Annotated in this window: 24 protein-coding genes and 1 tRNA gene; 21 read left to right on the forward strand and 4 right to left on the reverse strand. The window is 67.2% G+C overall.

All coding sequences use genetic code 11. The features are described from left to right. The first annotated feature begins 47 nt into the window (after positions 1–47). Both JOF46_RS10755 and JOF46_RS10760 read left to right on the forward strand, forming a co-directional pair. A complete protein-coding gene (locus JOF46_RS10755) occupies positions 48–974 on the forward strand; it encodes an ABC transporter permease (RefSeq protein ID WP_209907279.1) in 927 nt (308 codons plus the stop codon). Beyond that, positions 967–1758, forward strand: coding sequence for an ABC transporter ATP-binding protein (locus tag JOF46_RS10760; protein ID WP_209907280.1), 792 nt, complete (start codon positions 967–969; stop codon positions 1756–1758). Before JOF46_RS10755 ends, JOF46_RS10760 begins: the two co-directional genes overlap by 8 nt. A 203-nt stretch (positions 1759–1961) precedes the next feature. Here the strand turns inward: JOF46_RS10760 and cls are convergent, their stop codons facing one another. Both cls and JOF46_RS10770 read right to left on the reverse strand, forming a co-directional pair. Further along, positions 1962–3470 carry a cardiolipin synthase gene (cls, locus tag JOF46_RS10765; RefSeq protein WP_209907281.1) on the reverse strand — a complete coding sequence of 503 codons (1509 nt, stop codon included), beginning with the start codon at positions 3468–3470 and terminating at the stop codon, positions 1962–1964. A 201-nt stretch (positions 3471–3671) separates the two neighbouring features. After that, complete coding sequence (locus JOF46_RS10770; protein ID WP_209907282.1) at positions 3672–5138, reverse strand: carboxylesterase/lipase family protein; 1467 nt, start codon at positions 5136–5138, stop codon at positions 3672–3674. Positions 5139–5357: 219 nt separating this feature from the next. On the opposite strand from JOF46_RS10770, the gene JOF46_RS10775 reads away from it, so the two are divergent. Then, positions 5358–5732: an iron chaperone gene (locus JOF46_RS10775; RefSeq protein ID WP_209907283.1), complete on the forward strand. Its 375-nt coding sequence runs from the start codon at positions 5358–5360 to the stop codon at positions 5730–5732. Here the strand turns inward: JOF46_RS10775 and JOF46_RS10780 are convergent. Continuing rightward, the gene (locus JOF46_RS10780; protein ID WP_209907284.1) at positions 5729–6316 is read right to left on the reverse strand and encodes a D-alanyl-D-alanine carboxypeptidase family protein; all 588 of its coding nucleotides are present in this window, start codon (positions 6314–6316) and stop codon (positions 5729–5731) included. The two genes, JOF46_RS10775 and JOF46_RS10780, sit on opposite strands and share 4 nt — an antisense overlap. Before the next feature lie 220 nt (positions 6317–6536). Between JOF46_RS10780 and JOF46_RS22720 the strand changes: the two genes are divergently transcribed. Together JOF46_RS22720 and JOF46_RS10790 are read left to right on the forward strand one after the other, a co-directional pair. After that, positions 6537–7913, forward strand: a complete 1377-nt coding sequence (locus tag JOF46_RS22720) for a sensor histidine kinase (RefSeq protein WP_209907285.1) — start codon at positions 6537–6539, stop codon at positions 7911–7913. Continuing rightward, on the forward strand, positions 7898–8575 hold the full coding sequence (locus tag JOF46_RS10790) for a response regulator (protein WP_209907286.1): 678 nt from the start codon (positions 7898–7900) through the stop codon (positions 8573–8575). The genes JOF46_RS22720 and JOF46_RS10790 overlap by 16 nt, the downstream gene beginning before the upstream one ends. Positions 8576–8884: 309 nt before the next feature. Here the strand turns inward: JOF46_RS10790 and JOF46_RS10795 are convergent. Continuing rightward, positions 8885–8957: transfer RNA gene (locus tag JOF46_RS10795), tRNA-Arg, on the reverse strand. A 195-nt stretch (positions 8958–9152) separates the two neighbouring features. On the opposite strand from JOF46_RS10795, the gene argS reads away from it, so the two are divergent. The 16 genes from argS to JOF46_RS10875 all read left to right on the forward strand — a co-directional run bounded on the left by argS (position 9153) and on the right by JOF46_RS10875 (position 25980). Next, positions 9153–10793 carry an arginine--tRNA ligase gene (gene argS, locus JOF46_RS10800; protein WP_209907287.1) on the forward strand — a complete coding sequence of 547 codons (1641 nt, stop codon included), beginning with the start codon at positions 9153–9155 and terminating at the stop codon, positions 10791–10793. A 10-nt stretch (positions 10794–10803) separates the two neighbouring features. After that, positions 10804–12228: a diaminopimelate decarboxylase gene (gene lysA / locus JOF46_RS10805; RefSeq protein WP_209907288.1), complete on the forward strand. Its 1425-nt coding sequence runs from the start codon at positions 10804–10806 to the stop codon at positions 12226–12228. A gap of 4 nt (positions 12229–12232) precedes the next feature. Next, positions 12233–13519 carry a homoserine dehydrogenase gene (locus tag JOF46_RS10810; RefSeq protein WP_209907289.1) on the forward strand — a complete coding sequence of 429 codons (1287 nt, stop codon included), beginning with the start codon at positions 12233–12235 and terminating at the stop codon, positions 13517–13519. After that, on the forward strand, positions 13520–14620 hold the full coding sequence (gene thrC, locus JOF46_RS10815; protein ID WP_209907290.1) for a threonine synthase: 1101 nt from the start codon (positions 13520–13522) through the stop codon (positions 14618–14620). Positions 14621–14655: 35 nt separating this feature from the next. Next, positions 14656–15591, forward strand: a complete 936-nt coding sequence (thrB, locus tag JOF46_RS10820; protein WP_209907291.1) for a homoserine kinase — start codon at positions 14656–14658, stop codon at positions 15589–15591. Positions 15592–15936: 345 nt separating this feature from the next. Continuing rightward, on the forward strand, positions 15937–18207 hold the full coding sequence (gene rho, locus JOF46_RS10825; RefSeq protein ID WP_209907292.1) for a transcription termination factor Rho: 2271 nt from the start codon (positions 15937–15939) through the stop codon (positions 18205–18207). Between the two features lie 149 nt (positions 18208–18356). Beyond that, on the forward strand, positions 18357–19439 hold the full coding sequence (gene prfA, locus JOF46_RS10830) for a peptide chain release factor 1 (protein WP_209907293.1): 1083 nt from the start codon (positions 18357–18359) through the stop codon (positions 19437–19439). 9 nt (positions 19440–19448) lie between these two features. Beyond that, positions 19449–20318 carry a peptide chain release factor N(5)-glutamine methyltransferase gene (gene prmC, locus JOF46_RS10835; protein WP_209907294.1) on the forward strand — a complete coding sequence of 290 codons (870 nt, stop codon included), beginning with the start codon at positions 19449–19451 and terminating at the stop codon, positions 20316–20318. 21 nt (positions 20319–20339) lie between these two features. After that, positions 20340–21332, forward strand: a complete 993-nt coding sequence (locus JOF46_RS10840) for an L-threonylcarbamoyladenylate synthase (protein WP_245348091.1) — start codon at positions 20340–20342, stop codon at positions 21330–21332. Further along, positions 21329–22447: an MraY family glycosyltransferase gene (locus tag JOF46_RS10845; protein WP_209907295.1), complete on the forward strand. Its 1119-nt coding sequence runs from the start codon at positions 21329–21331 to the stop codon at positions 22445–22447. The genes JOF46_RS10840 and JOF46_RS10845 overlap by 4 nt, the downstream gene beginning before the upstream one ends. 165 nt (positions 22448–22612) lie before the next feature. After that, positions 22613–23110 carry a hypothetical protein gene (locus tag JOF46_RS10850; RefSeq protein ID WP_209907296.1) on the forward strand — a complete coding sequence of 166 codons (498 nt, stop codon included), beginning with the start codon at positions 22613–22615 and terminating at the stop codon, positions 23108–23110. Continuing rightward, positions 23097–23345 carry a hypothetical protein gene (locus JOF46_RS10855; protein WP_209907297.1) on the forward strand — a complete coding sequence of 83 codons (249 nt, stop codon included), beginning with the start codon at positions 23097–23099 and terminating at the stop codon, positions 23343–23345. Before JOF46_RS10850 ends, JOF46_RS10855 begins: the two co-directional genes overlap by 14 nt. A gap of 78 nt (positions 23346–23423) precedes the next feature. After that, positions 23424–24230 carry a F0F1 ATP synthase subunit A gene (gene atpB / locus JOF46_RS10860; RefSeq protein WP_209907298.1) on the forward strand — a complete coding sequence of 269 codons (807 nt, stop codon included), beginning with the start codon at positions 23424–23426 and terminating at the stop codon, positions 24228–24230. Between the two features lie 93 nt (positions 24231–24323). After that, entirely contained in the window at positions 24324–24539 is a 216-nt protein-coding gene (locus JOF46_RS10865; protein WP_071213157.1) for a F0F1 ATP synthase subunit C, read from the forward strand. Between the two features lie 74 nt (positions 24540–24613). Next, entirely contained in the window at positions 24614–25168 is a 555-nt protein-coding gene (locus JOF46_RS10870; protein WP_209907299.1) for a F0F1 ATP synthase subunit B, read from the forward strand. Then, the gene (locus tag JOF46_RS10875) at positions 25168–25980 is read left to right on the forward strand and encodes a F0F1 ATP synthase subunit delta (RefSeq protein ID WP_209907300.1); all 813 of its coding nucleotides are present in this window, start codon (positions 25168–25170) and stop codon (positions 25978–25980) included. Before JOF46_RS10870 ends, JOF46_RS10875 begins: the two co-directional genes overlap by 1 nt. Positions 25981–26029 lie beyond the last annotated feature (49 nt).

A 26029-nucleotide genomic window follows, 5' to 3' on the forward strand; every position in this document is an offset into this window, starting at 1 on the left:
ACCGGCCACCGCCATTAACCCAACACTCGAAACGCAAGGATCCACCCATGATCACCGCGGTTGAACTAGGCCTGATCTACGCGATCATGGCACTCGGGGTCTACCTGACCTTCCGCATACTTGACTTCCCCGACCTGACCGTCGACGGAAGCTTCACCACCGGCGCGGCAGTCGCGTCCATATCCATCGTCAATGGCATCAACCCGTTCATTGCCACGATCTTCGCCTTCTTCATCGGCGGCCTCGCCGGTGTCATCACCGGTCTGCTGCACACCAAGGGCAAGATCGATGGGCTGTTGGCCGGCATCCTGACCATGATCGCCCTGTATTCGATCAACCTGCGCATCATGGGCAAGGCCAACACCCCGCTGTTGGGCGAGACGACGGTCCTGTCGTTCATGCGCGAAAACCAGCTGCTGGGCACCTGGACCTCCGTGGGCCTGATGTTCGCCGGCTGCCTGGTCGCCGTGGCGATTATCGTCTGGTTCCTGCGCACCGACGTCGGGCTGGCCATGCGCGCCACCGGCGACAACGAGGAAATGATCAGGTCCTTCGGGGTGAGCACCGACAACCAGAAGATCCTGGGCCTGGCGCTTTCCAACGGCCTGGTCGGCTTCTCCGGAGCCATCATCGCCCAGTTCCAGGGCTTCGCCGACATCGGCATGGGCATCGGCGTGATCCTCATCGGGTTGGCCTCGGTCATCGTGGGCCAGGCCATCTTCGGGCAGAAGTTCATCTGGATCGCGGCCCTGGCCGTCGTCTTCGGCTCGGTCGTCTACCGCCTGGTCATCCAGCTGGCACTGAACGCCGGCCTGGAGGTCAACGACATGAAGCTGATCTCCGCGGTGCTGGTGGTCGTCGCGCTGATCCTTCCGCAATGGAAGGGATTCGGAAAGTTCGCCAACCGCATCCGCATCCGCGGCAAGGCCGTCCAGCCCAACGGCGTGAAGGAAGAGGTGGAAACCAATGCTTGAGATCAGCAACCTGAACAAGACCTTCTTCCCGGGCACCGTCAATGAACGCAAGGCGTTGCGCGACATCAACCTGGAGCTCACCTCGGGCGAGTTCGTCACGGTGATCGGTTCCAACGGCGCGGGCAAGTCGACGGTGCTGAACATGGTCGGCGGCAAGCTGCAGCCGGACTCCGGGACCGTGCGCATCGGCGGCAAGGAAGTCACCCGGCTTCCGGACCACGCGCGCGCCAAGTACATCGGGCGGGTCTTCCAGGATCCGATGGCCGGCACCGCGCCGAACATGTCCATAGAGGAGAACATGTCCCTGGCCCTGGGCCGGGGCAAGTTCCGCGGGCTGAACCCCGGGGTGAACAAGCGCAAGCGCGAGCAGTTCGTCGAGGAGCTCCGTTCCCTGGAACTCGGGCTGGAAAACCGGCTCAAGGCCAAGGTCGGACTGCTTTCCGGCGGCCAGCGCCAGGCGCTGAGCCTGCTGATGGCCACGTTCTCCGGACCCGAGATCCTGCTGCTCGACGAGCACACCGCCGCCCTCGACCCGCAGCGCGCCGCCCTGGTGGCCCGGCTGACCGAGGAAATCGTCGAACGCCACAAGCTGACCACGCTGATGGTCACGCACAACATGGAACAGGCCCTGCGCCTGGGGTCCCGGCTGATCATGATGCATGACGGGCAGATCATCCTGGACCTGGACTCGGCGCAGAAGGCGAAGATGACCGTTCCGGACCTGCTGCACGAGTTCGAGAAGATCAAGGGCGCCCAGCTCGACGACCGGACAATGCTGCAGTAGCAGGCCGCCGCACCGGTTTGGCGGGAAACAAGCGAGGAAGGAGCCGCACGCCCCGAGGGGGGAGTGCGGCTCCTTCCGTGTCCCGCGCGCCCGGGTGGCCGGCAGCGGTGGCATGTTGCGCATCGTGCCGAGGTGCCGGCTCCCCGGTTTCCCGGTTTCCCGGCGGTGCGCCGGCAGTGGAGGCAGGCGGCAGGGTGCCGGGGCTACTGCAGGGCGGAGGTGAGCCGGGCCAGGTTGTCCAGAACCGTGGAGCGCAGCGGCTGGCGCATCCATTCCTCAAGCGTCAGCAACCGGCTGACCTCGCGGTATTCGTCTTCGACCGCGCGCATCCGCGCCACAAATTCGGCATCGCGCACCAGCATCGAGACCTCCATGTTCAGGCTGAAGGACCGCATGTCCATGTTGCTGGAGCCGATCATCGCCACCTCGTCGTCGATGGTGAAGTGCTTGGCGTGCAGGATGTACGGGGCGGGATAGAGGAAGATGCTCACCCCGGCGCGCAGCAGCTGCTCGTAGTAGGACCGTTGTGCGTGGTGGACCAGCGCCTGGTCGCCGATCTCGGAGACGAACAAGTCCACCGGGATTCCGCGCGCCACCGCGGAGCTGATCGCATACAGCAGCGACTCGTCGGGCACGAAGTACGGGGAGGTGATCACGATGCGCCGCTGGGCCGCGTGGATCAGCCCCAGGAAGAGCCGCAGGTTGTTCTCGCGCTCGAACCCCGGGCCCGAGGGCACCACCTGGATGAGCATGGTCCCGGCATCGGCACGGTGGTCGATCAGCGCGCTGCTCAGCCGCGAGAGGTTTTCGCCACCGGACACCAGCTCGGCCCGGCGCACGCCCTGGATGATGACCTCGCCGGTCTCGGAGTACCAGTCGGAGATGAACACCGCGTCCAGCGTCGAGACGCCCGGGCCGCGCAGCTCCACGACCAGTTCCTTCCACTTCAGCCCGCGCTTGATGTTCTTCTTCACGTTGTAGTCCCGGGAGATCATGTTCAGCGAGCCCATGTAGCCCACGGTGCCGTCGATGACCAGGATCTTGCGGTGGTTGCGCAGGTCGGGGCGCTGGAACTTGCCCTTGAGCGGCTGCAGCGGGAGCATCAACGTCCAGTTCGCGCCCATCGCATCCAGCCGGGCCTTGGTGGCCGCATAGTCCTTCTTGCCGCGAGAGGCCCAGTGGTCGAGCATCACGTTCACCGTCACCCCGCGCGCGATGGCCCGCTCCAGCGCGTCGAAGAAGCCGGCGGTGGTCGCATCGACGCTCAGGATGTAGAACTGCACGTGCACGTACGCGGTGGCGCCGTCGACGGCTTCGGCCATGGCCCGGATGGTCTGCTCGTAGTCGCTCAGCAGCGTCCCGGAATTGCCCGCCAGCAGCGGCAGCCCGCCGTAGGTGGCGTTCATCCGGACCAGCGAGTTGAACCACGCGGGGTTGTTTCCATGGGTGTCCTCGAGGCGCTCCTCCGCGCTGACGGCGCGCATGAACGTGTTGATCTCGTCTTGCACCTCGCGGCGCTTGCGCGGCAGCTTGGGGGAGCCGATCAGCAGGAAGGCGATGACCCCGAAGTAGGGGATCAGGAAGATCGCCAGCAGCCACGCCATCCCGGCGGTCGGGCGCCGGTTGCGGGGAACGAAGATGATCGCCAGGACGCGGATGGCCAAATCGATGACGACCAGCGCTGTCGCCCACCACCAGGCACCAGTAAACATGTCTGCAACTTTCCCGCATCCGAACCGGGCGTCCGAACCGTGCGTTCCACTAGGTACGCTAGCCGATCCGCGGTTCCATCGGCTTCCTCCCGGCCCGGAACCGGCCGCGCGTGGCGCTCGGAGGGCGGGGGAGAAGCCCCGACGGGGCATGGTGCCCCCGGTGCCTCGGGCGGCGGGGCACCGGCGGCCGGGTCCGGGGCCTCAGCCCAGGGATTCGGCCTCGTCCTCCCGCGGGGAGAGGACCACCTCGTTGCCCAGCCCGTTGAAGGTCTTCACCGGGCGGCGCATGTCCCAGGTCGGCCACTCGGCGATCCCCATGGTGGCAAAGCACACCCATGCCTCGTGCATGGCGCTGGCCAGCGACTGCGGCGCCGCATTCCCCACCAGCCCGATGGCGTCGGCCGTGGCCAGGTTGTCAAAGACGAAGGGCAGCTCGGTGCCGTGCGCCGCACCCAGTTCCTCCACGGGGCTGTGCCACGCAAACTCGTACACCTGGGTCTGCGCCCCGGCGTAGTGCCGGGCATCGGCCAGCTTGTACATCGGCACCCGCAGGAGCTTGTCGGTGGCCAGTGCGCCGAGCAGCTCGCCAGGGCCCGCACCGGGGCGGTTGTGCGCGAAGAGCTTTTGAGCCGCGTGCGGGATCCCGGCCTTGCGCCGGGCCAGGGCCAGATGGAACTTGGTGATCTTTTCCGCGCGGCCCGAGGGCACCAGCCACAGCCGGGCCTCCTCGCTGGTGGTGCCGATCAGCAGCGGGATCTGTTTCCCGGCACCGGCGAGCATCGCCGCCAGCGGGTCCTCGGGGACAAGCTGCCCATCGATCGCCAGCGCATGGGAGGACCCGCCCTCCAGCGGGCCGGCCCCGGTGGACACCCGCTGGAGGGAGGCCAGCAGCTCGGCGGGGGTGCGGGCACCGAATTCCTCGCGGGTTGCCCCGATGCCCAGGTCCGTGGCGATCTTCTGCGTCATCCGCCTGGCCCGGTTCACCGGCTGGGCCGACAACGGGGCACTTTGGATGATGGCCCGGGAGACCAGCGACGCCGCGCGGGGGTGGGCCAGCAGCGCGGCCACCAGGGAGCCGCCGGCCGAATGCCCCATGACCGTGACCTGTCCGGGGTCCCCGCCGAAGGATGCGATGTTGGCCTTGACCCACTCCAGGGCGGCAATGACATCGGCCAGCCCCAGGTTCAGCGGGGCATCCTCCAGCACCGAGAACCCCTCGGCACCCAGCCGGTAGTTGGCCGCGACGAAGACCACCGCATCGCGCGCAAAGGCCGTGCCGTCGTAGCCCTCCAGGGAATTGGCGCCGTGCTGCAGCGACCCGCCGTGGATCCACACCAGCACCGGGCGCGGCACCGGGGAATGCTTGTCCGGGGCGTACACATTCACGTTCAGGCACCCGTCCCCGGGAATGCCCTTCGTGGGCAGCAACCGGCCCAGGGCCCCGGCATACGGGAGTTGCCAGGCGGTGGGCCCGTGGGCCGTCGCGGGCAGGGGATCGGTCCACGGCTCCGGCAGCGTGGGAAGGGCGAAGCGGTTGACCCCGACGGGCGCCGCGGCATAGGGGATGCCCAGGAACCGCTGCACGCCGCCGACCTGCATTCCCTCCACCGGGCCGCTGGGCGTGCCGCGGATCAGGGAGAGACCGTGCGGATCATTGCCAACACCCATGGATTCCATCTCCTTCTCGCGCCACCACCGCCATGAATCCAGATTAGCGGCGCGAGGGCCCCAATGGCAGGGGGACGCCGGTTCCCCGGCGGCCGCCCCGGACCGTGGGGAACAATGGGTGCCAGGGACCGGCGGACGTTGCCCGGGTGGTGCCCGGTCGAGGAACCCCGAGGCCCGTCCACACCAGGCAATGCCGCAACCAACGACGCAAGGACCACCATGGCCAAGATCAGGGGCGCCACGCCCGAGGAGTACTTCGCGAACGTGCCGGCCGAACTCCTCCCCAGGGTCAAGCAGCTGCACCGGGCCCTGGCCCAGGCACTGCCGCGGGCGCAGGTGCAGGTCAAGTGGGGGCAGCCGGCCTTCGTGGACGGCACCATCCTTGTCTCCTACGCCGTGTTCGCCAAGCACATCAACCTCTACACCACGCCGAGTTCCCGCGAGGCGCTCGCCGGGGAACTCATCGGCCACAAGACGGGCAAGGGCTCGATCCAGCTGCCGCACGATGCGCCGCTACCGATCGAGCTGGTCAAACGCGTCGCCGCCGCGCGGGCCGCCGAGTACCTTGAGCACCGGGTGTTGTGGATGTCCTAGCGCGCCCCCACATAGGCCCAGTGCCAGGGTTCGCCGGCCACGGTGTTGCCGAATCCGTGGTGTGCGGCATGAGATTCCATCCAGCGCAGTGCCTCCCCGGAAAGAGTCATGTCCACGCTGATGCCCAGCCCGTGCTCGCTGGTTCCCACCGCGGCCGCCGTGCCGCCCTCGGAGAGCAACCCGTAGCGCTTGATCAGTCCCTCCTGTTCGGCCTGGCTCCGGTAGGCCGAATTCACCTTCACCGCGTACCCTGCCTGGCGCAGCCCCGCGGCGAGCTCGGTGAACGCGGCCGCGGCCTCCGGTGCCAGGTAGCGGCCCGGTCCGATGCGCACCAGCTCAGCGAGCGGGATCTTGCCGTTGCCGTACATGGCCCCGAGGCTTGTGCCTTCCGCGGACGCTGGACCGTGCCGCAGCGCGGACTCGGCAGCGAACCCCGCCTCCGCTGCCGGCTCCGCGGAGGGCTTCAGGGCGTAGGCGATCCCGAGGACCGAGGCGGTGAGCATGGCGAGCGCGGTGAGAACGGCGGCCAGGCGCATGGCCCGGGCCATCGGCGAAGGCGGAAGCTGGGAGGGAAAACTCATCATGACACCAGTCTTCGCGGATCCGGCGCCGTGCGCATCGGGCCGCGGGCCGAACCCCGTCCCGGTGATGCGGTACCTGCGTCTGAGCCGTGCGGTACCTGCGGGTGACCCGCCGCCGCACGGGGACGTCTAACGTAGTGGGCATGCACAATTGCGTTTCCCGCCGCTTGGCGGCAGCTGCCTCGGCGCGAGCCCGCGCCACGATCGGGCCGGAGGGCACCCGGTGAGCGCGCCGGTGGACGCACCCGAACCGGGATACGAACCGATCCGCTGGCGCGGGCGGTGGGGATGGCGCTCCGATGTCACGGCGGCGTTCATGTTCCTGGCGCTGGTGGTGCTCTGCCACGAATTCCTCTTCATGGCGCGGATATCCGGCAGCTACCTGGCGGACATCGCGCTCTTCGTGCTGGCCGCGGCCGTGGCCATCGGCTGCGCGCGGGTGCTGCCCGGGGTGGCGCTGTCCCTTATCTGGGTGGGAACGCTGCTGCAGATGCTCGGCGGATTCGACGTCGACCTGGCCCAGCTGGCCGCGCTGTACGTGGTGGGGATGGTGGCCCGCTTCGGCACCCGGCTCTGGGTGTTCCTGGCCGGAGCCTCGATCGCGGTTGGCTCGGTGCTGGGCACCTTGTACATCGCGCGCGTCGGGTCCTGGGTCTCCGGTCCGCTCTTCGCCGCCATGGACTCCAATGCCTGGCCCGCCCGCAACCAGGTCGTCGCGATCTTCGTGGTGGTCGCCTCGGTGATGACCCTGCCGTGGCTGCTGGGGTTGCTGGTGCGGCTGTTCGCCGGCAAGCAAACCGCCGAACGCGGCTCCGCCCGGGCCCGCGAGGAAGCCGACAGCGCCCTGGAGCTGGCCCGGCTGCGGGCCGAGAACGCTGCGCTGGCCCGCGACGTGCACGACGTGGTGGGCCACTCCCTGGCCGTGATCATCGCGCAGGCGGACTCGATCCGTTTCATCCCGGATCACGATGTCGCCCGCATCCGCGAGACCACCGGCACCATTGCCGACGCGGCCCGCCGCTCACTGGGCGAGGTGCGCCAGGTGCTCTCGCAAACCGCCGAAACCAGGCCAGCGGACACCCGGCCGACGCAGACACCGTCGGCCGACACCAGGACGGCGGCCGCGCGACCCGGGCACCCGGCGACGCGCAGCCTGGCGCTGGCGACCGCGCAAATGGGGTTGCTGGCCCCGCGGACCTCGGAGATCTCCGCCATCCTGGAAAACGTGCGCGGCACCGGGTACGAGGTCAGCGAGGAAACCCTGGGGGAACCGGTGCCGCTGCCGGCGGACATCGTTCCGGCCACCCGGCGGATCATCCAGGAGATGCTCGCCAACGCGCTGCACCACGGCTGCTCCACCACCCCGATCTACGTGCGGCACTACTGGGGTGCCACCAGCTACACACTGAGCGTGACAAACTACTTTGAGTCCTCCGCCGCCTCGACGCGCACCGGGACCGGGATCGCGGGCATGCGCCAGCGCCTGGCCAGCCTCTCCGGAACCCTGAGCATCGACACCGAGGACGGGGTGGCCGGCGCCCCCGACCTGTTCACGATCGCCGCGACCTTCCCGATCAACACCGAATGGATGAGACGTTGACCCACCCCAAGATCCGCGTGGCCCTGGTCGACGACCAGCAGCTCTTCCGCTCCGGCCTGGCCGTGATCATCGGCGCCCAGCCCGACATGGCCGTGGTGGCGCAGGCAGCCGACGGCACCGAGGCGCTGGGGGAGATCGCCGCCCACGGCCCGGACGTGGTGCTGATGGACGTGCAGATGTCGCCGATGGACGGGGTCGAAGCCACCCGCAAGATCTTCGAGGACACCACCGGGCGCTTCGGCAGGCTCCCGAAGGTCATCATGCTCACCACCTTCGACTGGGACGAGCACGCCGCCACCGCGGTCCGCCACGGCGCCAGCGGGTTCCTCCTGAAGGACAGCACCCCGGAGTTCGTCTGCGAAGCGATCCGTGCGGTGCACGGCGGAAACGCCGTGATCGCCCCGCAGTCCCTGGCCGCGCTGCTGCGCGACGAGCCCCTCCCGGTGCCCGAGGTTCCCGTGCCCTACCTGGAGCTGACCGAGCGGGAACGGGAGGTCTTCAACGCCGTGGCGCTGGGGCTGACCAACCAGGAGATCTCCGGGCGCCTGTTCCTGAGCGAATCGACGGTCAAGACCCACATCGGGGCGATCCTGCGCAAGTTGGCACTGCGCGACAGGGTGCAGATCGTGGTGTACTCCTACGAGAACGGCATCGGCCGCTAGCTCCGTGCGCGTTCCCGACGCGCGTCAAACCCGCTGTCTGCCTGCGTCGGTTGCGGCCTGTGGGGGAAGACACGTGCTGCCAATTGGTGGCCGCGGCACCATTGGCTGTAGTCTCATGCGTAGCCAATGCACCTTTTCTCAAAGGAGCGGCGGTTAGGCCCCCGTGGAGATTCGCCGTCACCACGGGGGCCGCTTAATTTAACTTCCGGCCCGCATTTTCCGGCCCCGTAGAGGCCCCGGGCCGGGGCCCGGGCATGAAAAAAGCTCCCGTCCACCAGGATGACCTGGCAAACGGGAGCTTTTCATCGGTGCCCTCGAAAGGATTCGAACCTTCGACCTTCCGCTCCGGAGGCGGACGCTCTATCCCCTGAGCTACGAGGGCAATGCCGGAGTGCGAAACGTGCTCGCAAAACGAATTCCGGCTGGGAACGTAGACGAGCTTAGCAGGTGCCAGGCGGGGAATGACAAATCGGGCTTCGCGCCCCTCCTCGGCGGTGCCCAAAAGAGCACCTGATGTGTGCGACGTCGCTCCGTCACATCGGCGGCAGCGGCCCGCGCGCCCGGTTATCCTTGAGTGGTGACTCCTGAAGAACTCTCCACAGCCATTTCCGCTTGCCTCCGCGACGCCGTCGCCGCCGGCCAGATTTCCGTCGACGTACCCGAGAGCGTGCGAGTGGAGCGACCCAAGAGCCGCGACCACGGGGACTGGGCCACCAACATCGCCCTGCAGCTGGGCAAGAAGGCGTCCATGAACCCGCGCGACTTCGCCAAGGTCCTGGCCACCCGCCTGGCCGATGCCGACGGAGTCGCCAAGGTCGAGATCGCCGGACCGGGATTCTTGAACATCACCCTCGAGGCCGGCGCCGCCGGCGAACTGGCCAAGACCATCGTCGAGGCCGGTGCCGCCTACGGCACCAACGAGGCGCTGGTGGGCCACGAGATCAACATGGAGTTCGTCTCCGCGAACCCCACCGGCCCGCTGCACATCGGCCACACCCGCTGGGCGGCCCTGGGCGACTCGATCGCCCGCGTGCTCAAGGCCAGCGGCGCGACCGTCACCTCCGAGTACTACATCAACGACGCCGGCAACCAGATGAACATCTTTGCCCTGTCGGTCTACAACCGCCTGCACGGGCTGCCCGTGCCCGAGGGCGGCTACCCGGGCGGGTACATCAAGGAACTTGCCGATGCGGTGGCCGACGCGCACCCGGACATCCGCAACCTGACCCAGCAAGCGGCGTTGCCGATCGTCCGCCACGCCGCCTACGTGGCGCAGATGGCCGACATCAAGGAAACCCTCAACGACTTCGGCGTCGAGTTCGACGTGTTCTTCTCCGAGCAGGAACTGCACGCCGGCGGAGCGGTCGAGGACGCCGTGGCGCGCCTGCGCGAGCAGGGCCACATCGACGACACCGACGGCGCGGTCTGGCTGCGCACCACCGACTTCGGCGACGACAAGGACCGCGTGCTGATCCGCGCCAACGGGGAGCCGACCTACTTCGCCGCCGACGCCGCCTACTACCTGTCCAAGAAGGACCGCGGCTTCACCGAGAAGATCTACCTGCTCGGCGCCGACCACCACGGCTACGTCAACCGCCTCAAGGCCATCGCCGCGGCGGCCGGCGACGACCCGAAGGTCAACATCGAGGTGCTGATCGGCCAGCTGATCTCCGTGAACGGCGCCCGCCTGTCCAAGCGCGCCGGCAACATCATCGAACTGCGCGACTTGATCAACTGGCTTGGCGCCGACGCGCTGCGCTACTCGCTGGGCCGCTACCCGGCCGATTCGCCGATGACCATCGACCCGGAGCAGCTCAAGAAGAACACCAACGACAACCCGGTGTTCTACGTCCAGTACGCCCACGCACGCTCCCGCGCCGCCAGCCGCAACGCCGTGGAGAAGGGCGTTGAGCGCACCGACTTCGACGCCACGCTGCTGGTCCACGAAACCGAGAACGACCTGCTCGCGGCCCTGGGGCAGTTCCCCTCGGTCGTCGCCCAGGCAGCCACGCACCGCGAACCGCACCGCGTGGCCCGCCACATCGAGCTGCTCGCCGGCGCCTACCACTCCTGGTACGCCGCCTGCCGCGTGACCCCCGTGGGCGACGGCACCGTCGAGCCCATCCACCGCACCCGCCTCTGGCTCAACGACGCCACCACCCAGGTCCTGGCCAACGGGCTTGACCTGTTGGGCGTGTCCGCACCGGAAAAGATGTAAGGACCCCACCATGGCCATTTCACCACTTGCACCTTCCTGGCTGTCCTTCCCGCAGGACGCCAACGCGTTGCGTCCCATCGAATGGGCCGCCGGCGTCGCCCGGTCCGCGGACGGCGAACTGGCCGTCCAGGGCATCGGCGTCAAGGAGCTCGCCCGCGAGTTCGGCACCCCGCTGTTCGTGCTCGACGAGGACGACTTCCGCGCCCGTGCCCGCGGCTTCAAGCAGGCCTTCGACGAGGCGTTCAAGGACCTGTGCGGCGGGGTGGATGTCTACTACGCCGGCAAGGCGTTTTTGAGCATCGAGGTCGCCCGCTGGGTCACCGCCGAGGGCCTGCGCCTGGACACCTGCTCCGGCGGGGAAATGGCAGTGGCCCGGGTTGCGGGCGTGCCCGCCGTGAACCTCTCGCTGCACGGGAACAACAAATCCGTCACCGAGATCCGCACCGCCCTGGAGGCGGATTTGGGCCGAATCGTCGTGGACTCGCTCGACGAGCTCGAGCGCGTCGCGGACCTGGCCAGGGAAACCGGCAAGCGCGCCAACGTGATGCTGCGCCTGACCCCGGGCGTGCACGCCAGCACCCACGAATTCATCGCCACCGCCCACGAGGACCAGAAGTTCGGGCTCTCGATGATCCCGGTGGGCGAGGACGTTTCCCCGGCCGCCGCAGCCGTGCGCTTCGCGCTGGAGCACCAGGAGCTGAACCTGCTGGGCCTGCACGCGCACATCGGCTCGCAGATCTTCGAGTCCGAGGGCTTCGCCCTGGCCGCGCAGAAGATGCTCGGCTTCCTGGCACAGGTCAAGAAGGACCATGGCGTCGAGCTGCCCGAGCTGGATTTGGGCGGCGGCTACGGCATCGCCTACACCGAGGTCGACACCCCCAGCACACCGGCCGTGCTGGCCGCCGCGATGGCCAAGGTCGTGGGCGACACCGCCGCCGAGCTGGGCCTGGCGGTCCCGCGGATCTCCATCGAACCGGGCCGCGCCATCGCCGGAACCTCCACTTTCACCCTCTACGAGGCCGGCGTGCGCAAGTCCGTCCAGGTGGAAACCGCCGACGGCTCCCTGGTGCCGCGCCGCTACGTCTCGGTGGACGGCGGGATGAGCGACAACGCCCGCCCGGTGCTCTACGACGCGGACTACACCGCGGTGCTCGCTTCCCGTGTGACGGAAAGTGACCCGATTGTTTCCCGCGTGGTTGGCAAACACTGCGAATCCGGTGACATAGTCGTACGGGATGTTTACCTGCCCGAGGATGTTGCCGCAGGCGACCTGCTCGCGGTGCCCGGCACCGGGGCATACTGCTGGGCATTGGCCAGCAACTACAACTACCTGGGACGCCCCGCCGTGGTGGCGGTGCGCAACGGCGCGGCCCGCGCCATCATCCGCAGGGAAACCGAAGCCGACCTGTTGGCCCGCGACTTGGGAGCAAAGTAAAAACGTGAAGACATTGAAGGTGGCCCTGCTGGGCTGCGGCAACGTGGGATCCCAGGTTGCCCGCATCCTGACACAGGATGCGGCGGTGCTGGCCGACCGTGCCGGCGCGAACCTTGAACTGGCGGGCATTGCCGTGCGCAACACCGCCGCCAAGCGCGACGTGGATCTGCCCGCGGACCTGTTCACCACCGACGCCGAGGCGCTGGTCGACGGCGCCGACATCGTCATCGAGCTGCTCGGCGGCCTCGAGCCGGCCGGTTCCCTGATTCGCCGGGCACTGTCCCGCGGCGCCTCGGTGGTCACCGGCAACAAGGCGCTGCTCGCGGCCCGGGGCGCGGAATTGAACGCGCTGGCCTTCGAATCCGGCGCCCAGCTGCGCTACGAGGCAGCCGTCGCCGGCGCCATCCCGATCCTGCGCCCGATCTCCGATTCCCTCTCCGGGGACCGGATCACCAAGGTCATGGGCATCGTCAACGGCACCACCAACTTCATCCTCGACGCCATGGACACCACCGGTGCCGCGTTCGAGGACGTGCTGGGCCAGGCCCAGGACCTGGGCTACGCCGAGGCCGACCCGACAGCCGATGTCGAGGGGCACGACGCCGCCGCCAAGGCCGCGATCCTCGCGTCGCTGGCCTTCCACACCGACTTTTCGCTCGAAGACGTGCACTGCGAGGGCATCACCAAGATCACCGCGGCCGACGTCGCGGCGGCCAAGGACGCGGGCATGGTCATCAAGCTGCTGGCCATCGCCGAACGCGGCGCCAAGGGCATCGGGGTGCGCGTGCACCCGACCCTGCTGCGCCGCAACCACCCGCTGGCCGCCGTCCACGGCGCGTTCAACGCGGTCTTCGTCGAGGCCGAAAACGCCGGGGAACTGATGTTCTACGGCGCCGGCGCCGGGGGAGCCCCGACCGCCTCGGCCGTGCTGGGCGACACCGTCGCGGTGGCCCGCCGCGTGGTCTCCGGAGGCCCGCTTCCGGCCATCGCCGCGCAGCAAAAGGTGCAGGTCATGGACTTCGCCGACATCGCCACCAGCTACTGGATCGGGCTGCGCGTCACCGACGAGCCCGGCGTGCTGGCCGCCATCGCCGCGATCTTTGCCCAGCACGGGGTTTCCATCGAGACGCTGCGCCAGACAGTGAGGCCGGAAACCAACGGCGGGGTCGCGGACCTGCGCATCGTCACCCACCGCTCCACCGAATCGGCGCTTGCCGCCACCGTGGCCGCAGTCTCCGCGCTGGCCGCCGTCCAAGAAGTAACCTCTGTCCTGCGAGTTGAAGGAAACTAAGTGGCCCACCAGTGGCGCGGAGTCATCCGCGAATATGCCGAACGCCTGCCCGTTGACGAAAACACCCGGGTCATCACCCTGGGCGAGGGCGGCACGCCCTTGGTGTTCGCCCCCGCACTGAGCGCGCTCACCGGCTCCGAGGTCTACCTCAAGGTCGAGGGCATGAACCCGACCGGCTCCTTCAAGGACCGCGGAATGACCATGGCGATGACCGCCGCTGTCGCCGCCGGCGCGAAGGCAGTGGTGTGCGCCTCGACGGGCAACACCTCGGCCTCCGCCGCCGCCTACGCCACCCAGGCCGGGCTCAAGTGCGCCGTGCTGGTGCCGGACGGAAAGATCTCCATGGGCAAGATGTCCCAGGCGATCGCGCACGGTGCCGACATCATCCAGATCGACGGGAACTTCGACAACTGCCTCGAGGTCGCCCGCAAGCTCAGCGAAAACTACCCGGTGTTCCTGGTGAACTCGGTGAACCCCGCCCGCATCGAGGGCCAGAAGACCGGCGCCTTCGAGGTCGTCGACTCCCTGGGCGACGCCCCGGACTACCACGTGCTGCCGGTTGGCAACGCGGGCAACATCACCGCCTACTGGAAGGGCTACAAGGAGTACGCTTCCGAGTACACCAACTTCGCCGGCGAGGTCCTCGCACCGGTGTCCACCAAGACCCCCATCATGTGGGGCTTCCAGGCCGCCGGCGCGGCCCCCATCGTGCTGGGCCACCCGGTGACCGAGCCCGACACCATCGCCACCGCCATCCGCATCGGCAACCCCGCCTCCTGGCAGCAGGCCGAAGAGGCCCGCGACGAATCCGGCGGAATCATCGACTCGGTGACCGATACGGAGATCCTCGCCGCGCACCGCTGGCTCTCCTCCCGCGAGGGCGTCTTCGTGGAGCCGGGCTCCGCCGCGGGAGTCGCCGGGATCATCAAGCACCACGCAGCGGGCAACGTCCCGGCGGGCAAGAAGATCGTCATCACGGTGACCGGCCACGGACTGAAGGACCCGGACTGGGCCCTGAAGACCGCCGACGGATCGCCCGTCACCCCGACCAAGGTCGCCTTCGACGTCGTCTCGGTGGCCTCGGCCCTCGGCCTGGCCTAGGCCAAGCACTCCAGAGTAGGGAAAACAAGCACAAGATGGCGCAGATCCAAGCCGGACAAACCATTGCCGTCCACGTGCCGGCCACGAGCGCGAACCTGGGGCCCGGCTTCGACGTGCTGGGCCTGGCGCTGGGGGTGTACGACACCCTGGTGGTGCACACCCTCGCCGAGCCCGGCGTCAGCGTGGAAGTCACCGGGGAGGGCGCCGACACGCTGCCCACCGACGAGACCCACCTGATCGCCCGGACGATCCTGGAGCGCTGGGCGGAACTGGGCTTCGAGCCGGCCGGGCTGCGCATCGAGGCGAGCAACAACATCCCGCACGGCCGCGGCATGGGATCGAGCGCCGCGGCCATGGTCAGTGCGCTGGCCGCCGCGAACGCGCTGCTCCCCGCCGCGTCGCAGGTCCCGCTGGAGGAAATCTTCCAGGCCGCCTCGCGCTGGGAGGGTCACCCGGACAACGTCGCCCCGGCCGTCTACGGCGGGTTGACGCTGTCCTGGAGCACCGAGGCCGGATTCGGCACGGTGCAAGGGAAGCTGCACGAAGACATCGTCCCGGTCATCGCGATTCCCGACGTCGAGCTGTCCACCGCCATGGCGCGCGGGCTGCTGCCTGCGACCGTGCCGCATGCGGTGGCCGCGGCCAACGGGGGACGGGTGGGCCTGCTCATCCACGCCCTGGCCCATGACCCGTCGGTGCTGCTGGTCGGCACCGAGGACTTCCTGCACCAGGGCTTCCGGGCGCCGGCCATGGAGCCCAGCGCCGCGCTGATTGCCCGGCTGCGGGCGGCGGGGCATGCGGCAGTGGTCTCCGGGGCCGGACCCACGGTGCTGGTGCTGTGCGCCGGGCAGGCCCAGGCCAAGGAGGCCGCAGCGGCCGTTTTCGCGTTCGCGGAAAGCCACGGCGAAACAACCTGGCGTGTCCGGATTGAGTCCGTACCGCCAACGGGTGTTAGAGTAGAAGTGCTTTAGCACCCGCCTGAAAAGAAACATCCGGATTCCAGTGGATGATTCATTGCGTTTCGTGCAGCCATCAATTCCTTCCCCCGCCGCGGCGGGCGGATCTTGGGGAATTTGATCATCACAAACCATTTTCGCCGAGGCGAGCAGGCACACCCACACCATCCGATTGAAACCGTCAACCATGTTGGTGATTCGATCCCTTGGTGTGTCTTACGATCGACCGACGCACATGCCCCGTTTTTGCGAGGCGGTGCACGGCCGAACCTTTTCCCGCATCTGACGCGGGAACAAGGGGTAGTCAATAGCTGCGGATCTCTCTGATGAAATCCGCCCGACGAGGGGGAAGGAACCTTCGTGACCGAAACCACCAGCCTTATTGCAGGCGTGGAAGAAAACAACGCATCCAAGGGCGGCGGACTTGCCGGCCTGAAACTTGCACAATTGCAGGTGCTTGCGTCCCAGCTGGGTATCACCGGCGGTTCGCGGATGCGCAAGAACGATCTTGTCACCGCGATCTCGAACCACCAACGTGGCGGTTCCGTGGCCGACCGCGACGCCAAGGCCAAGGCAGAGCCCAAGGCCGAGGCCAAGACCGAGGCCCCCGCCAAGGCAGAGTCGAAGGCCCCCGCCAAGACCGCCGCGAAGACCCCGGCCAAGAGCGCTGCCAAGACGGCAAGCAAGCCCGCCGAAACCGAGACCGCTGCAGCCCCGGCCGCCGAGGCCAAGGCCGAAGCGCCGGCCCGCCGCACCCGCAGCCGCCGCGCCGATTCCTCCGGAACCGCTGCCCCTGCCGCGGAAACCGCACCGGTCGCCGCCGAGCCGAAGACCACCGAGGCTCCGGCTCCCGAGGCCAAGGCCACCGAGGCACCGGCCAGCGAAGAGCGCGCACCGCGCCGCAACACCCGCAACCGCCGTGCCGAGTCGACCGGAACCGCAGCCGCCGAGGCCCCGGCCGAGGCATCCGCCGCGCCCGAGCAGGCATCGGCCGAGTCCACCGACTCCTCCGAGTCGAACCAGGACAGCAACGAGCCACGCAACGAGCGCGGCGACCGCCACGAGCGCAACCGCAACCGCCGCGACCGCAACCGCAACCGCCGCGAGAGCAACAACAACGATTCCTCCGAGCACGGCGACAACGCCGAGGCACCCGAGGAGAAGCCGGCCGAGGTTCGCTCGAACGACCGCTCCAACGACCGCTCCAACGACCGCTCGAACGACACGAAGTCGGCCGACCGCTCCGAGGACCGGGTCCGCGAAGGTTCCGAAGACCGTGCCGCCAACCGCCGCGAACGCAACCGCGAGCGCAACGAACGCAACCGCGACCGCAACCGCGACCGGAACGACCGCCCGGATCGCGGCAACGACCGGAACGACCGGAACGATCGCAACGATCGCAACGACCGTACGGACCGCAACAACCGCCGCGGCCGCAACCGCAACCAGCCCGATGTCGATGACACCGAGTTCAGCGACACGGACGTGCTGCTTCCGGTCGCCGGCATCCTGGACGTGCTGGACAACTACGCGTTCATCCGCACCTCCGGCTACCTCGCCGGCCCGTCGGACGTCTACGTCACGCTGAACCAGGTCAAGAAGTACAACCTGCGCAAGGGCGATGCAGTGGTTGGCGCCATCCGCGCCCCCCGCGAAAACGAGAACGCCAACTCGCGCGCCAAGTTCAACGCCCTGGTCAAGCTCACCGCGATCAACGGCAAGGCCCCGGAGGAGAACACCAACCGCGTCGACTTCTCCAAGCTGACCCCGCTGTACCCGACCGAGCGCCTGCGCCTGGAAACCGACCCGAAGCTCGTCGGCCCGCGCGTCATCGATCTGGTCGCCCCGATCGGCAAGGGCCAGCGCGGCCTGATCGTCTCGCCGCCGAAGGCCGGCAAGACGCTGATCCTGCAGTCCATCGCGAACGCCATCACCATCAACAACCCAGAGGTCCACCTCATGATGGTGTTGGTTGACGAGCGTCCCGAAGAAGTCACCGACATGCAGCGCACCGTCAAGGGCGAGGTCATCGCCTCGACCTTCGACCGCCCGGCGGACGACCACACCACCGTTGCCGAGCTGGCCATCGAGCGCGCCAAGCGCCTGGTGGAAATGGGCATGGACGTCGTGGTCCTGCTGGACTCGATGACCCGCCTGGGCCGTGCCTACAACCTGGCCGCCCCGGCCTCCGGGCGCATCCTCTCCGGCGGTGTCGATTCCTCGGCACTGTACCCGCCCAAGCGCTTCTTCGGTGCCGCACGCAACATCGAAAACGGCGGCTCGCTGACCATCCTGGCCACCGCGCTGGTGGAGACCGGGTCCAAGATGGACGAGGTCATCTTCGAGGAGTTCAAGGGCACCGGCAACATGGAGCTGCGCCTGAGCCGCAAGCTCGCGGACAAGCGCATCTTCCCGGCAGTCGACGTCAACGAGTCGGGCACCCGCCGCGAGGAGAAGCTGCTCTCGCCGGACGAGGTTCGCATCATGTGGCGCCTGCGCCGCGTGCTCTCGGGCCTGGACACCCAGCAGGCGCTGGAGACCCTCACGGGCAAGATCCGCGAGACCTCCTCGAACGCCGAGTTCCTGATGCTCATCAACAAGACCACGTTGGGCTCCAAGAACGACGCCTAGCTGCCCTACACGCCCAGTTTCACCGTGCCCGGATTCCCGGCGCCGGTGAGGCTGGGCGTTGGTCGTTAACACCGGCACCGCATCCGCACCCCCAAGATCCTCCTTCGTTCCCTACACTGGGAACCAGTCGTAGTGAAAGAAGTTGAAACATGTTTGAGTCCGTACAGGGCCTTCTCGATGAGCACGCAGCCCTCCAGGCGCAGCTCTCGGACCCCGCCGTCTACCAGGACCAGGCGATGGCCCGCAAGCTCGGGCGCCGCTCGGCCGAACTCAACGGGATCGTCGAGGCGCACAAGCGCTGGAAGCAGGCCACCGAGGACCTCGAGGCTGCCCGCGAGATGGCCGACGAGGACCCGGACTTCGCCGCAGAGGTCGCCGAGCTCGAGGTGAAGCTGCCCGTGCTCGAGGAGAAGCTGCGCCGGCTGCTGATCCCGCGCGACCCCAACGACGCACGCGACGTGATCCTCGAGGTCAAGGGCGGGGAAGGCGGCGACGAGGCGGCGCTGTTCGCCGCGGACCTGTTGCGCATGTACACCCGCTACGCGGAGAACATGGGCTGGAAGACCGAGCTGATCTCCTTCAACGAGTCGGACCTCGGCGGCTACAAGGACGCCCAGATGGCCATCAAGGGCAAGTCCAACGACCCGGCCCAGGGCGTCTACGCGCACCTGAAGTTCGAGGGCGGGGTGCACCGCGTCCAGCGCGTGCCGCAGACCGAATCCCAGGGCCGCATCCACACCTCGGCCGCCGGCGTGCTGATCCTGCCCGAGGTCGACGAGCCCGAAGAGGTCGACATCCACCCGAACGACCTGAAGGTCGATGTCTACCGCTCCTCGGGCCCCGGCGGCCAGTCGGTGAACACCACCGACTCCGCGGTGCGCCTGACCCACATCCCCACCGGCATCGTGGTGGCCATGCAGAACGAGAAGTCGCAGATCCAGAACCGCGAGGCCGCGATGCGCGTGCTGCGTTCGCGCCTGCTGGCCCACCAGCAGGCCATCATCGACGCGGAGAACTCCGACATCCGCAAGTCCCAGGTGCGCACCATGGACCGCTCCGAGCGCATCCGCACCTACAACTACCCGGAAAACCGGATCGCGGACCACCGCACCGGCTACAAGGCGTACAACCTCGACCACGTGATGAACGGCGAGCTCGAACCGCTGATCAACTCCTGCATCGAGATGGACGAGCAGCAGCGCCTTGACGCCATCGGCGGGGACAAGGGCTAGGCACAACAAGTGAGCGAACCGGGTTTCGGCAGGCCGCTGGCGCAGGTGCTCAGCGGTGCCGCCGCCGTCCTCGAGGCGGCGAAAGTCCCCTCCCCGCGGGTGGACGCCGAGCTGCTGGCCGCCCACGTGCTGGGCATTTCCCGCGGCCGGCTCGCCTCCATGGTGATGATGGGGGAGTGCTTCACCGCCGGGGATGCCGAGGCGTACGCGCTGTTGGTTTCCAAGCGCGCGACCCGCATCCCGCTGCAGCACCTCACCGGGCTCGCCCACTTCCGCTACCTGGACCTGGCGGTGGGCCCGGGGGTGTTCGTCCCGCGCCCCGAGACCGAATCGGTGGTCCAGCTGGCCATCGACTTCGCCGCCGGCCTGGTCCAGCCGCTGCTGGTGGACCTGGGAACCGGGTCCGGGGCCATCGCCGGGTCCCTGGCCCACGAGCTGAAGGGTGCCCGCGTGCATGCGGTGGAGCTCTCCGATGACGCCTTCGGCTACGCGGCGCGCAACCTCGAACCGCTGGGCGTGCACCTGGTCAAGGGGGACCTGGCCGACGCGCTGCCCGAGCTCGACGGCAGCTGCGACGTGGTCGTGTCCAACCCGCCCTACATCCCGGCCAACGCGGTCCCGCGCGAGCCCGAGGCCCGCGACCACGACCCGGCCATGGCGCTGTACGGCGGCGGGGAGGACGGAATGGTCCTGCCACGGGCCGCGGAGGCCTCCGCCGCACGGCTGCTGCGCCCCGGCGGCTTCTTCGTCATGGAGCACGCAGAGGTCCAGGCCGAGGCCATGGCCGCAATGTTTGCCGCCTCCGGGCACTGGGAGAAGATCGAGACCCATCTGGATCTGACCGGCAGGGACCGGGCCACCAGCGGCATCCGCCGCTAGGACCACACGAAACATGGAAGAATGAATCACGTGACTTCACGTTTTGATGCCCGCGACAGCCAGGAACTAGAGACTGGACTCGAGGCCGCACGCGCCGCACTGGCCGAAAACCGGTGCATCGTGATGCCCACCGACACCGTCTACGGCATTGCCGCCGACGCATTCTCCGCCCAGGCGGTGGCCACGCTGCTGGCCGCCAAGGGCCGCGGACGCAGCATGCCGCCGCCGGTGCTGATCCCGCAGGCGGCAACGCTGGACGGATTGGCCGCCGACGTGCCGGACTTCGCCCGGGAGCTGGCCGCGCGGTTCTGGCCCGGCGCACTGACCCTGATCCTGCATGCCCAGCCGTCGCTGACCTGGGACCTGGGGGAGACCCGGGGGACCGTGGCCCTTCGGGTGCCCGACGACCAGATCGCCCGCGACCTGCTCAAGCTCACCGGCCCGCTGGCCGTCTCCTCGGCCAACCGCACCGGCCAGCCCGCCGCGGACACCGCCGAAGCGGCCTTCGACCAGCTCGGCGAAACCGTAGAGGTGTACCTCGAGGCCGGGCCCCGCCCGGTCTCCGGCGATGCGCTGGGCTCCACCATCATCGATTGCACGCTCACCCCGCCGCGGGTGGTGCGCGCCGGCGCGCTGTCGCTCGAGCTGCTGCGCGTGGTCGTCCCGGAGCTGCTGGACGCCGACGGGCAGCCGGATCCGGCCATCGCCGCCGCGGATGCGCCCGAGGCCGGCACCGCCGAAGCGCCCAACGCAGCCGAATCCGCTGACGGTGACGCCGACGCCTCCACGGCAACCGACGCCTCCACTCATCAAGCCGCTGCGGAATCAAGCGGCGTTTCCGAGGAAACGGCCGGCTCCGAAGCCCCCGACGGCCATGATGCCGGCCGGGCCGACGCGGCTCCGGCAGTCGATCCCGATGTGCCGGACGATCACCCAGCACCCCGGGACGCGACCGCGAAGCCGGCGCCGCACCAGGGCGAGGGCGCGGCAGGGGAGTCCGCCCGCGCGTCATGAGAAGCTATCTCCTGCTGATCGGGATCACCTTCATGACCTCGTATCTGCTTACCCCGGTGCTCCGCGTCGTGGGCGTGCGCTTCATGCCCAAGGCCCCGGTGCGCGACCGCGACTTCCACGAAAAGCCCACCCCCAAGCTCGGCGGGGTCGCCATCATCGGCGGCCTCTACCTCGGGATCCTGGTGGCCTCCCAAATTCCGTTCTTCTCCGGGATCTTCCGGTCGACCGAATCCATCCAGGGCGTGTTGATAGCCCTGGGGATCATCCTGGTCATGGGGGTCTTTGACGACCTGTTGGACCTGCGCTGGTGGATCAAGCTCCTAGGGCAGGTCGCGGTAGGCCTGGTGATCGTCAAGCACGGGATCCTGCTCAAGGCCCTGCCTGTGGGTTCCCTGCAGATCGAGTCCCCGACGGTGCAGGTCGTGGTCACGGTGTTGATCATCGTGGGCACGATGAACGCCATCAATTTCGTCGACGGCCTTGACGGACTGGCGGCCGGCATCTCCGCCATCGGTGCGGCAACCTTCTTTGTATACAGTTACCTGCTGGCCACGCGCGTCAGCGCCGAGGACAACGCGAATTTCTCCGCCCTGCTTTGTGCGGTGCTGCTCGGGGCAACGTTGGGTTTCCTGCCGCACAACTTCCAGCCTGCCTCAATCTTCATGGGGGAGACCGGGGTGCTGGCCATCGGGATGCTCTTTGCCGTGGCCACCCTGGCGGTGACCGGGGACGTGCTGGGGGAGGACGCCTTCCGTTTCCGCAATGTCCCGGCCTTCATGCCGGTGATTCTTCCGGTGGCGGTGATCGTGCTGCCGTACGTCGACCTGCTGCTCTCGGTGATCCGGCGAACCGCCAATCGCAGGTCCCCCTTCAGCGCGGATCGCGGGCACATCCACCACCGCCTGGTCGATCTGGGGCACAGCCCCCGCGCAGTGGTCATCATCCTTTACCTGTGGGCTTCCCTGGTCGCTTCCGGCGTCGTGGTCATCTCGCTGACCAACCGGAAAATCGCTATTCCGCTTTATGTTGCGGCCTTTGTTTGCGTGACGTTGGTCACCTGGTGGCCACTGCTCAAGCGTGCCCGGGGCAAGGCCCCGGCGCCCGGCGCAAACTAGCAGCGCCCACCCCGTACCGGCCCACCGGCAGCAGGTTCGAGCCCCTGTTCTATCTCGTGTAGAATTCAAGGGTCGCCTTCACCGGGGACATCCCCAGCAAGCCTCGATACCAGGCAGGCGCCCGCCGCAAGCGGGCCCTTCTGTATACAAGGGAACTGAAAATACATGATCAAGCCGGAACGCGGTTCCAAGGCCAGCGGTGCATTGGTTGCATCGTCGGCTCCGCGTTCCCCTTGGCTGGGGATCCTGAAGACCTGCGTTGCCTACACCGTTGGTGTCGGCACCCTTGCGTCCCTCGCCGCGTGGCCGATCCTTGGCGCACGCGAGGCCGGCTCCTTGGCCTTCGGTTGCGCCTTGATCGTTGTGTTCTTCGGCGTCAGCCTGCTTGTCGCCGAGTGGGCCGGGCGCTATCGCAGCGCCTGGGCGCTGCCGGCATTCTTGTTCATGTACATCGCCAAGATCCTGGGAATGGGCTTTCTGGTGCTTTTCTCCGGATTGCCCGATTGGGTGCTTGCGCCCTACTTCATGTGGGGAGCCCTGGGTTCCCTGGTGCTGTGGCAGTTTGGCGAGATCCGAGCCTTCTCCCGGGCGCGGCTTCCCATTTTCAATTCCGACGATCCATCGCCGTCCCCTTCCGCAGGAGGGGATCATGGGCAACCCTGAAACCAATCCCGTTCAAGAGCCGAAACAGCCCCGCGTCCGCGAGTACGTCAACTACATTGTTGGCGGGCTCATCGCGTGGGGTTTGATAGGCTGGGGTTTGGATCTTTTGCTGGACACCCGCTGGATTGTTTTCCTCGGTGCGCTGCTTGGCGCAACCGCAGGAATGTTTCTGGCTCGCCACCATTTGCGGCATCGACGCCGCGGGTTTTCACCAGACGATGAGATCGACCAATAGAACTTCACACGGTGGGCGGCGCCTTGCGCCGAATCACCGCTTTTGCCCCACGACCGAAACTGCAGAGAGGACAGCGCGTTGACCGCGTTTGCGCTTCCGACGGCCACTGAACCTTATGTCCCGCCGTCGATTTCCGACACCCACCTTCCCGAGGTGCTGCCATGGTTAGCCGAGTACGGGACCGGTTTCGGCAAGCAGATGGTCATGATCATCCTCTCGATCATCTTGATCGTGTGGTTCTTCAAGTCGGCCATCAAGAATCCGAAGCTCGTTCCAGGCAAGGTACAGTTCCTGGCTGAAAGCGCCTACGGCTTCGTCCGTAACGGCATTGGCCGCGACATCATCGGCGAAAAGAACTTCGCCCAGTGGGTCCCGCTGTTGTTTGCGACCTTCTTCTTCGTCTTGCTGAACAACTTGTTCGGGGCCATCCCGTTCCTTCAGCTCCCGTCCTTCTCCCACGCCGGTGCAGCGTACGCCATGGCCATCATCATCTATGGCACCTGGATCGCTGTCGGCGTGAAGAACCACGGCATCCGCTACTTCAAGCTGGCTGTCGTTCCCTCGGGCGTCCCGGGCTGGATCATGCCGCTGATGGTGCCGTTGGAAATCATTTCCAACTTCATCGTCCGCCCGTTGACCCACTCCTTGCGTCTGATGGCCACCATGCTTGCCGGCCACATGATCGTGATGCTGGCAGCCACCGGCGCACGCCACCTGATCATCGTCCAGGAGTCCCTGGCCATGAACGCCATTGGCGTTGCGGTCATCGCTGGCTCGGTGGCAATGTACTTCCTCGAACTCTTGATCATGGTCCTGCAGGCGTTTGTCTTCGCCCTGCTGACCGCCATCTACATCCAGGGTGCCCTGGATGCAGACGCCCACTAATTCGGGCTCGCACCAAAAAACATAGTTTTCCCCTTCAACAGGGAATGACCTCACAACCTGCCGACAAAGTGTCGGTATCTTGAAAGGAACGAAATGGAACTCCACGGCTCCCTTAACATGATCGGCTACGGCCTGGCTGCAATCGGCTCCGCCATCGGCGTGGGCATGATCTTCGCTGCCTACATCAACGGCGTAGCTCGTCAGCCGGAAGCACAGCGCATCCTGCAGCCCATCGCCATGCTGGGCTTCGCCCTTGCAGAAGCACTTGCCATCCTGGGCTTGGTTTTCGCCTTCGTCGTCGGCGCCTAGTTCCCCTCGTAGTGGCCCTGCCACTTTCGCAGGCGCCATTGCAATTGGAACTTAAGAGATAAGGAAGAGTGAGAATGATCAGCAACGAATTGATCCTCGCTGCAGGTGCGGGCGCAAACCCGCTGCTTCCGAACCCGTGGGAAATTCTTGTCACTGCCGCAGGCTTCGCTGTCCTGTTGTTCATCGTGGTCAAGTACATTGCCCCGGCATTCGAGAAGTCCTACCAGGACCGTGTCACGGCCATCGAGGGTGGACTTGAAAAGGCAGAGGCCGCACAGGCCGAAGCCAACGCCACCCTGGAGCAGTACAAGGCACAGCTGCTGGAAGCACGCACCGAAGCCAACCGCATCCGTGAGGAAGCGCGCGAAGAAGGTGCACAGATCCTCGCGGAGCTCAAGACAAAGGCCGCCGAGGAGTCCGCTCGCATCACTGAGCAGGCACATCGCCAGATCGAATCCGAGCGCGTCGCAGCAGTTACCTCGCTGCGTGCCGAGGTCGGAACCCTGGCAACTTCTTTGGCCAGCAAGATCGTCGACGACGCTCTTGAGAACGATGACCGCGCTTCCCGCGTGGTCGATAAGTTCCTGGCAGACCTGGAAAACCAGCAGAACGCAGGTGCATCGAACTAATGGCAGGTGTATCGAGCGAGTCACTGTCCGCGGCGCTGGCGTCGTTGGAAACCAAGCTTGCACACGCGTCCTTGGAATTGTCCGCCGAGCTATTTGGAACGGTTGACGTTCTGGATGGCAACGCAGGCCTGCGTCGCGCACTGACTGATCCGGCCCGTGGGGCCTCGGACAAGGCTGGCCTCGTGGCCAAGCTGTTGCACGGGAAGGTGTCGGCGGAAGCCGAAGCCGCCGTCGCGTCTCTGGCATCCTCGCGTTGGAGCTCGGCACGAGACATTGGCGATGCATTGGAAACCCTGGCGGCAACTGTCGCCATCGCGGTGACCGAGCGTCAGGACGGTTCCGCTGGGCTGGAGAGGCTCGAAGAAGACCTCTTCGCGTTCATCCGCGTGGTTGGGTCCAGTCATGATCTGCAGCGTGCACTCGATGATTCCAAGGCATCGGACGAAGCCAAGAGCGCCCTGGCGCTCAAGCTGGTTCCGAACGCCTCGGACGCATCGGCACTGCTGATCCGCCAGGCCGTCGCTTCGCCGCGCGGGCTCAAGCCCGTTGCACTTCTGGAGCGCTTCGTGGAATTGGTGGCTAAACGCCAGGACCGCTGGATTGCCCAAGTGAGTGTCACCCGTGATCTCACGAGCGAGCAAACAGCGCGCCTGCAGGCAGGCCTAAACAACCTTTACGGCCGGGACTTGAAGATCAATGTCGAGATCGACCCGGCACTAGTTGGCGGCATCCGCATCAAGGTGGGTGACGAGGTTGTTGACGCAACCATCGCCACCCGCGTCGCGGAGCTTCGCCGCCAGTTGGCAAGCTAGGCAGCCCCCCACCACAACGGGGGGCCTGCCTTGCAGGCCAGTCACCATA

Source organism: Paeniglutamicibacter psychrophenolicus, from assembly GCF_017876575.1.
GTDB lineage: Bacteria > Actinomycetota > Actinomycetes > Actinomycetales > Micrococcaceae > Paeniglutamicibacter > Paeniglutamicibacter psychrophenolicus.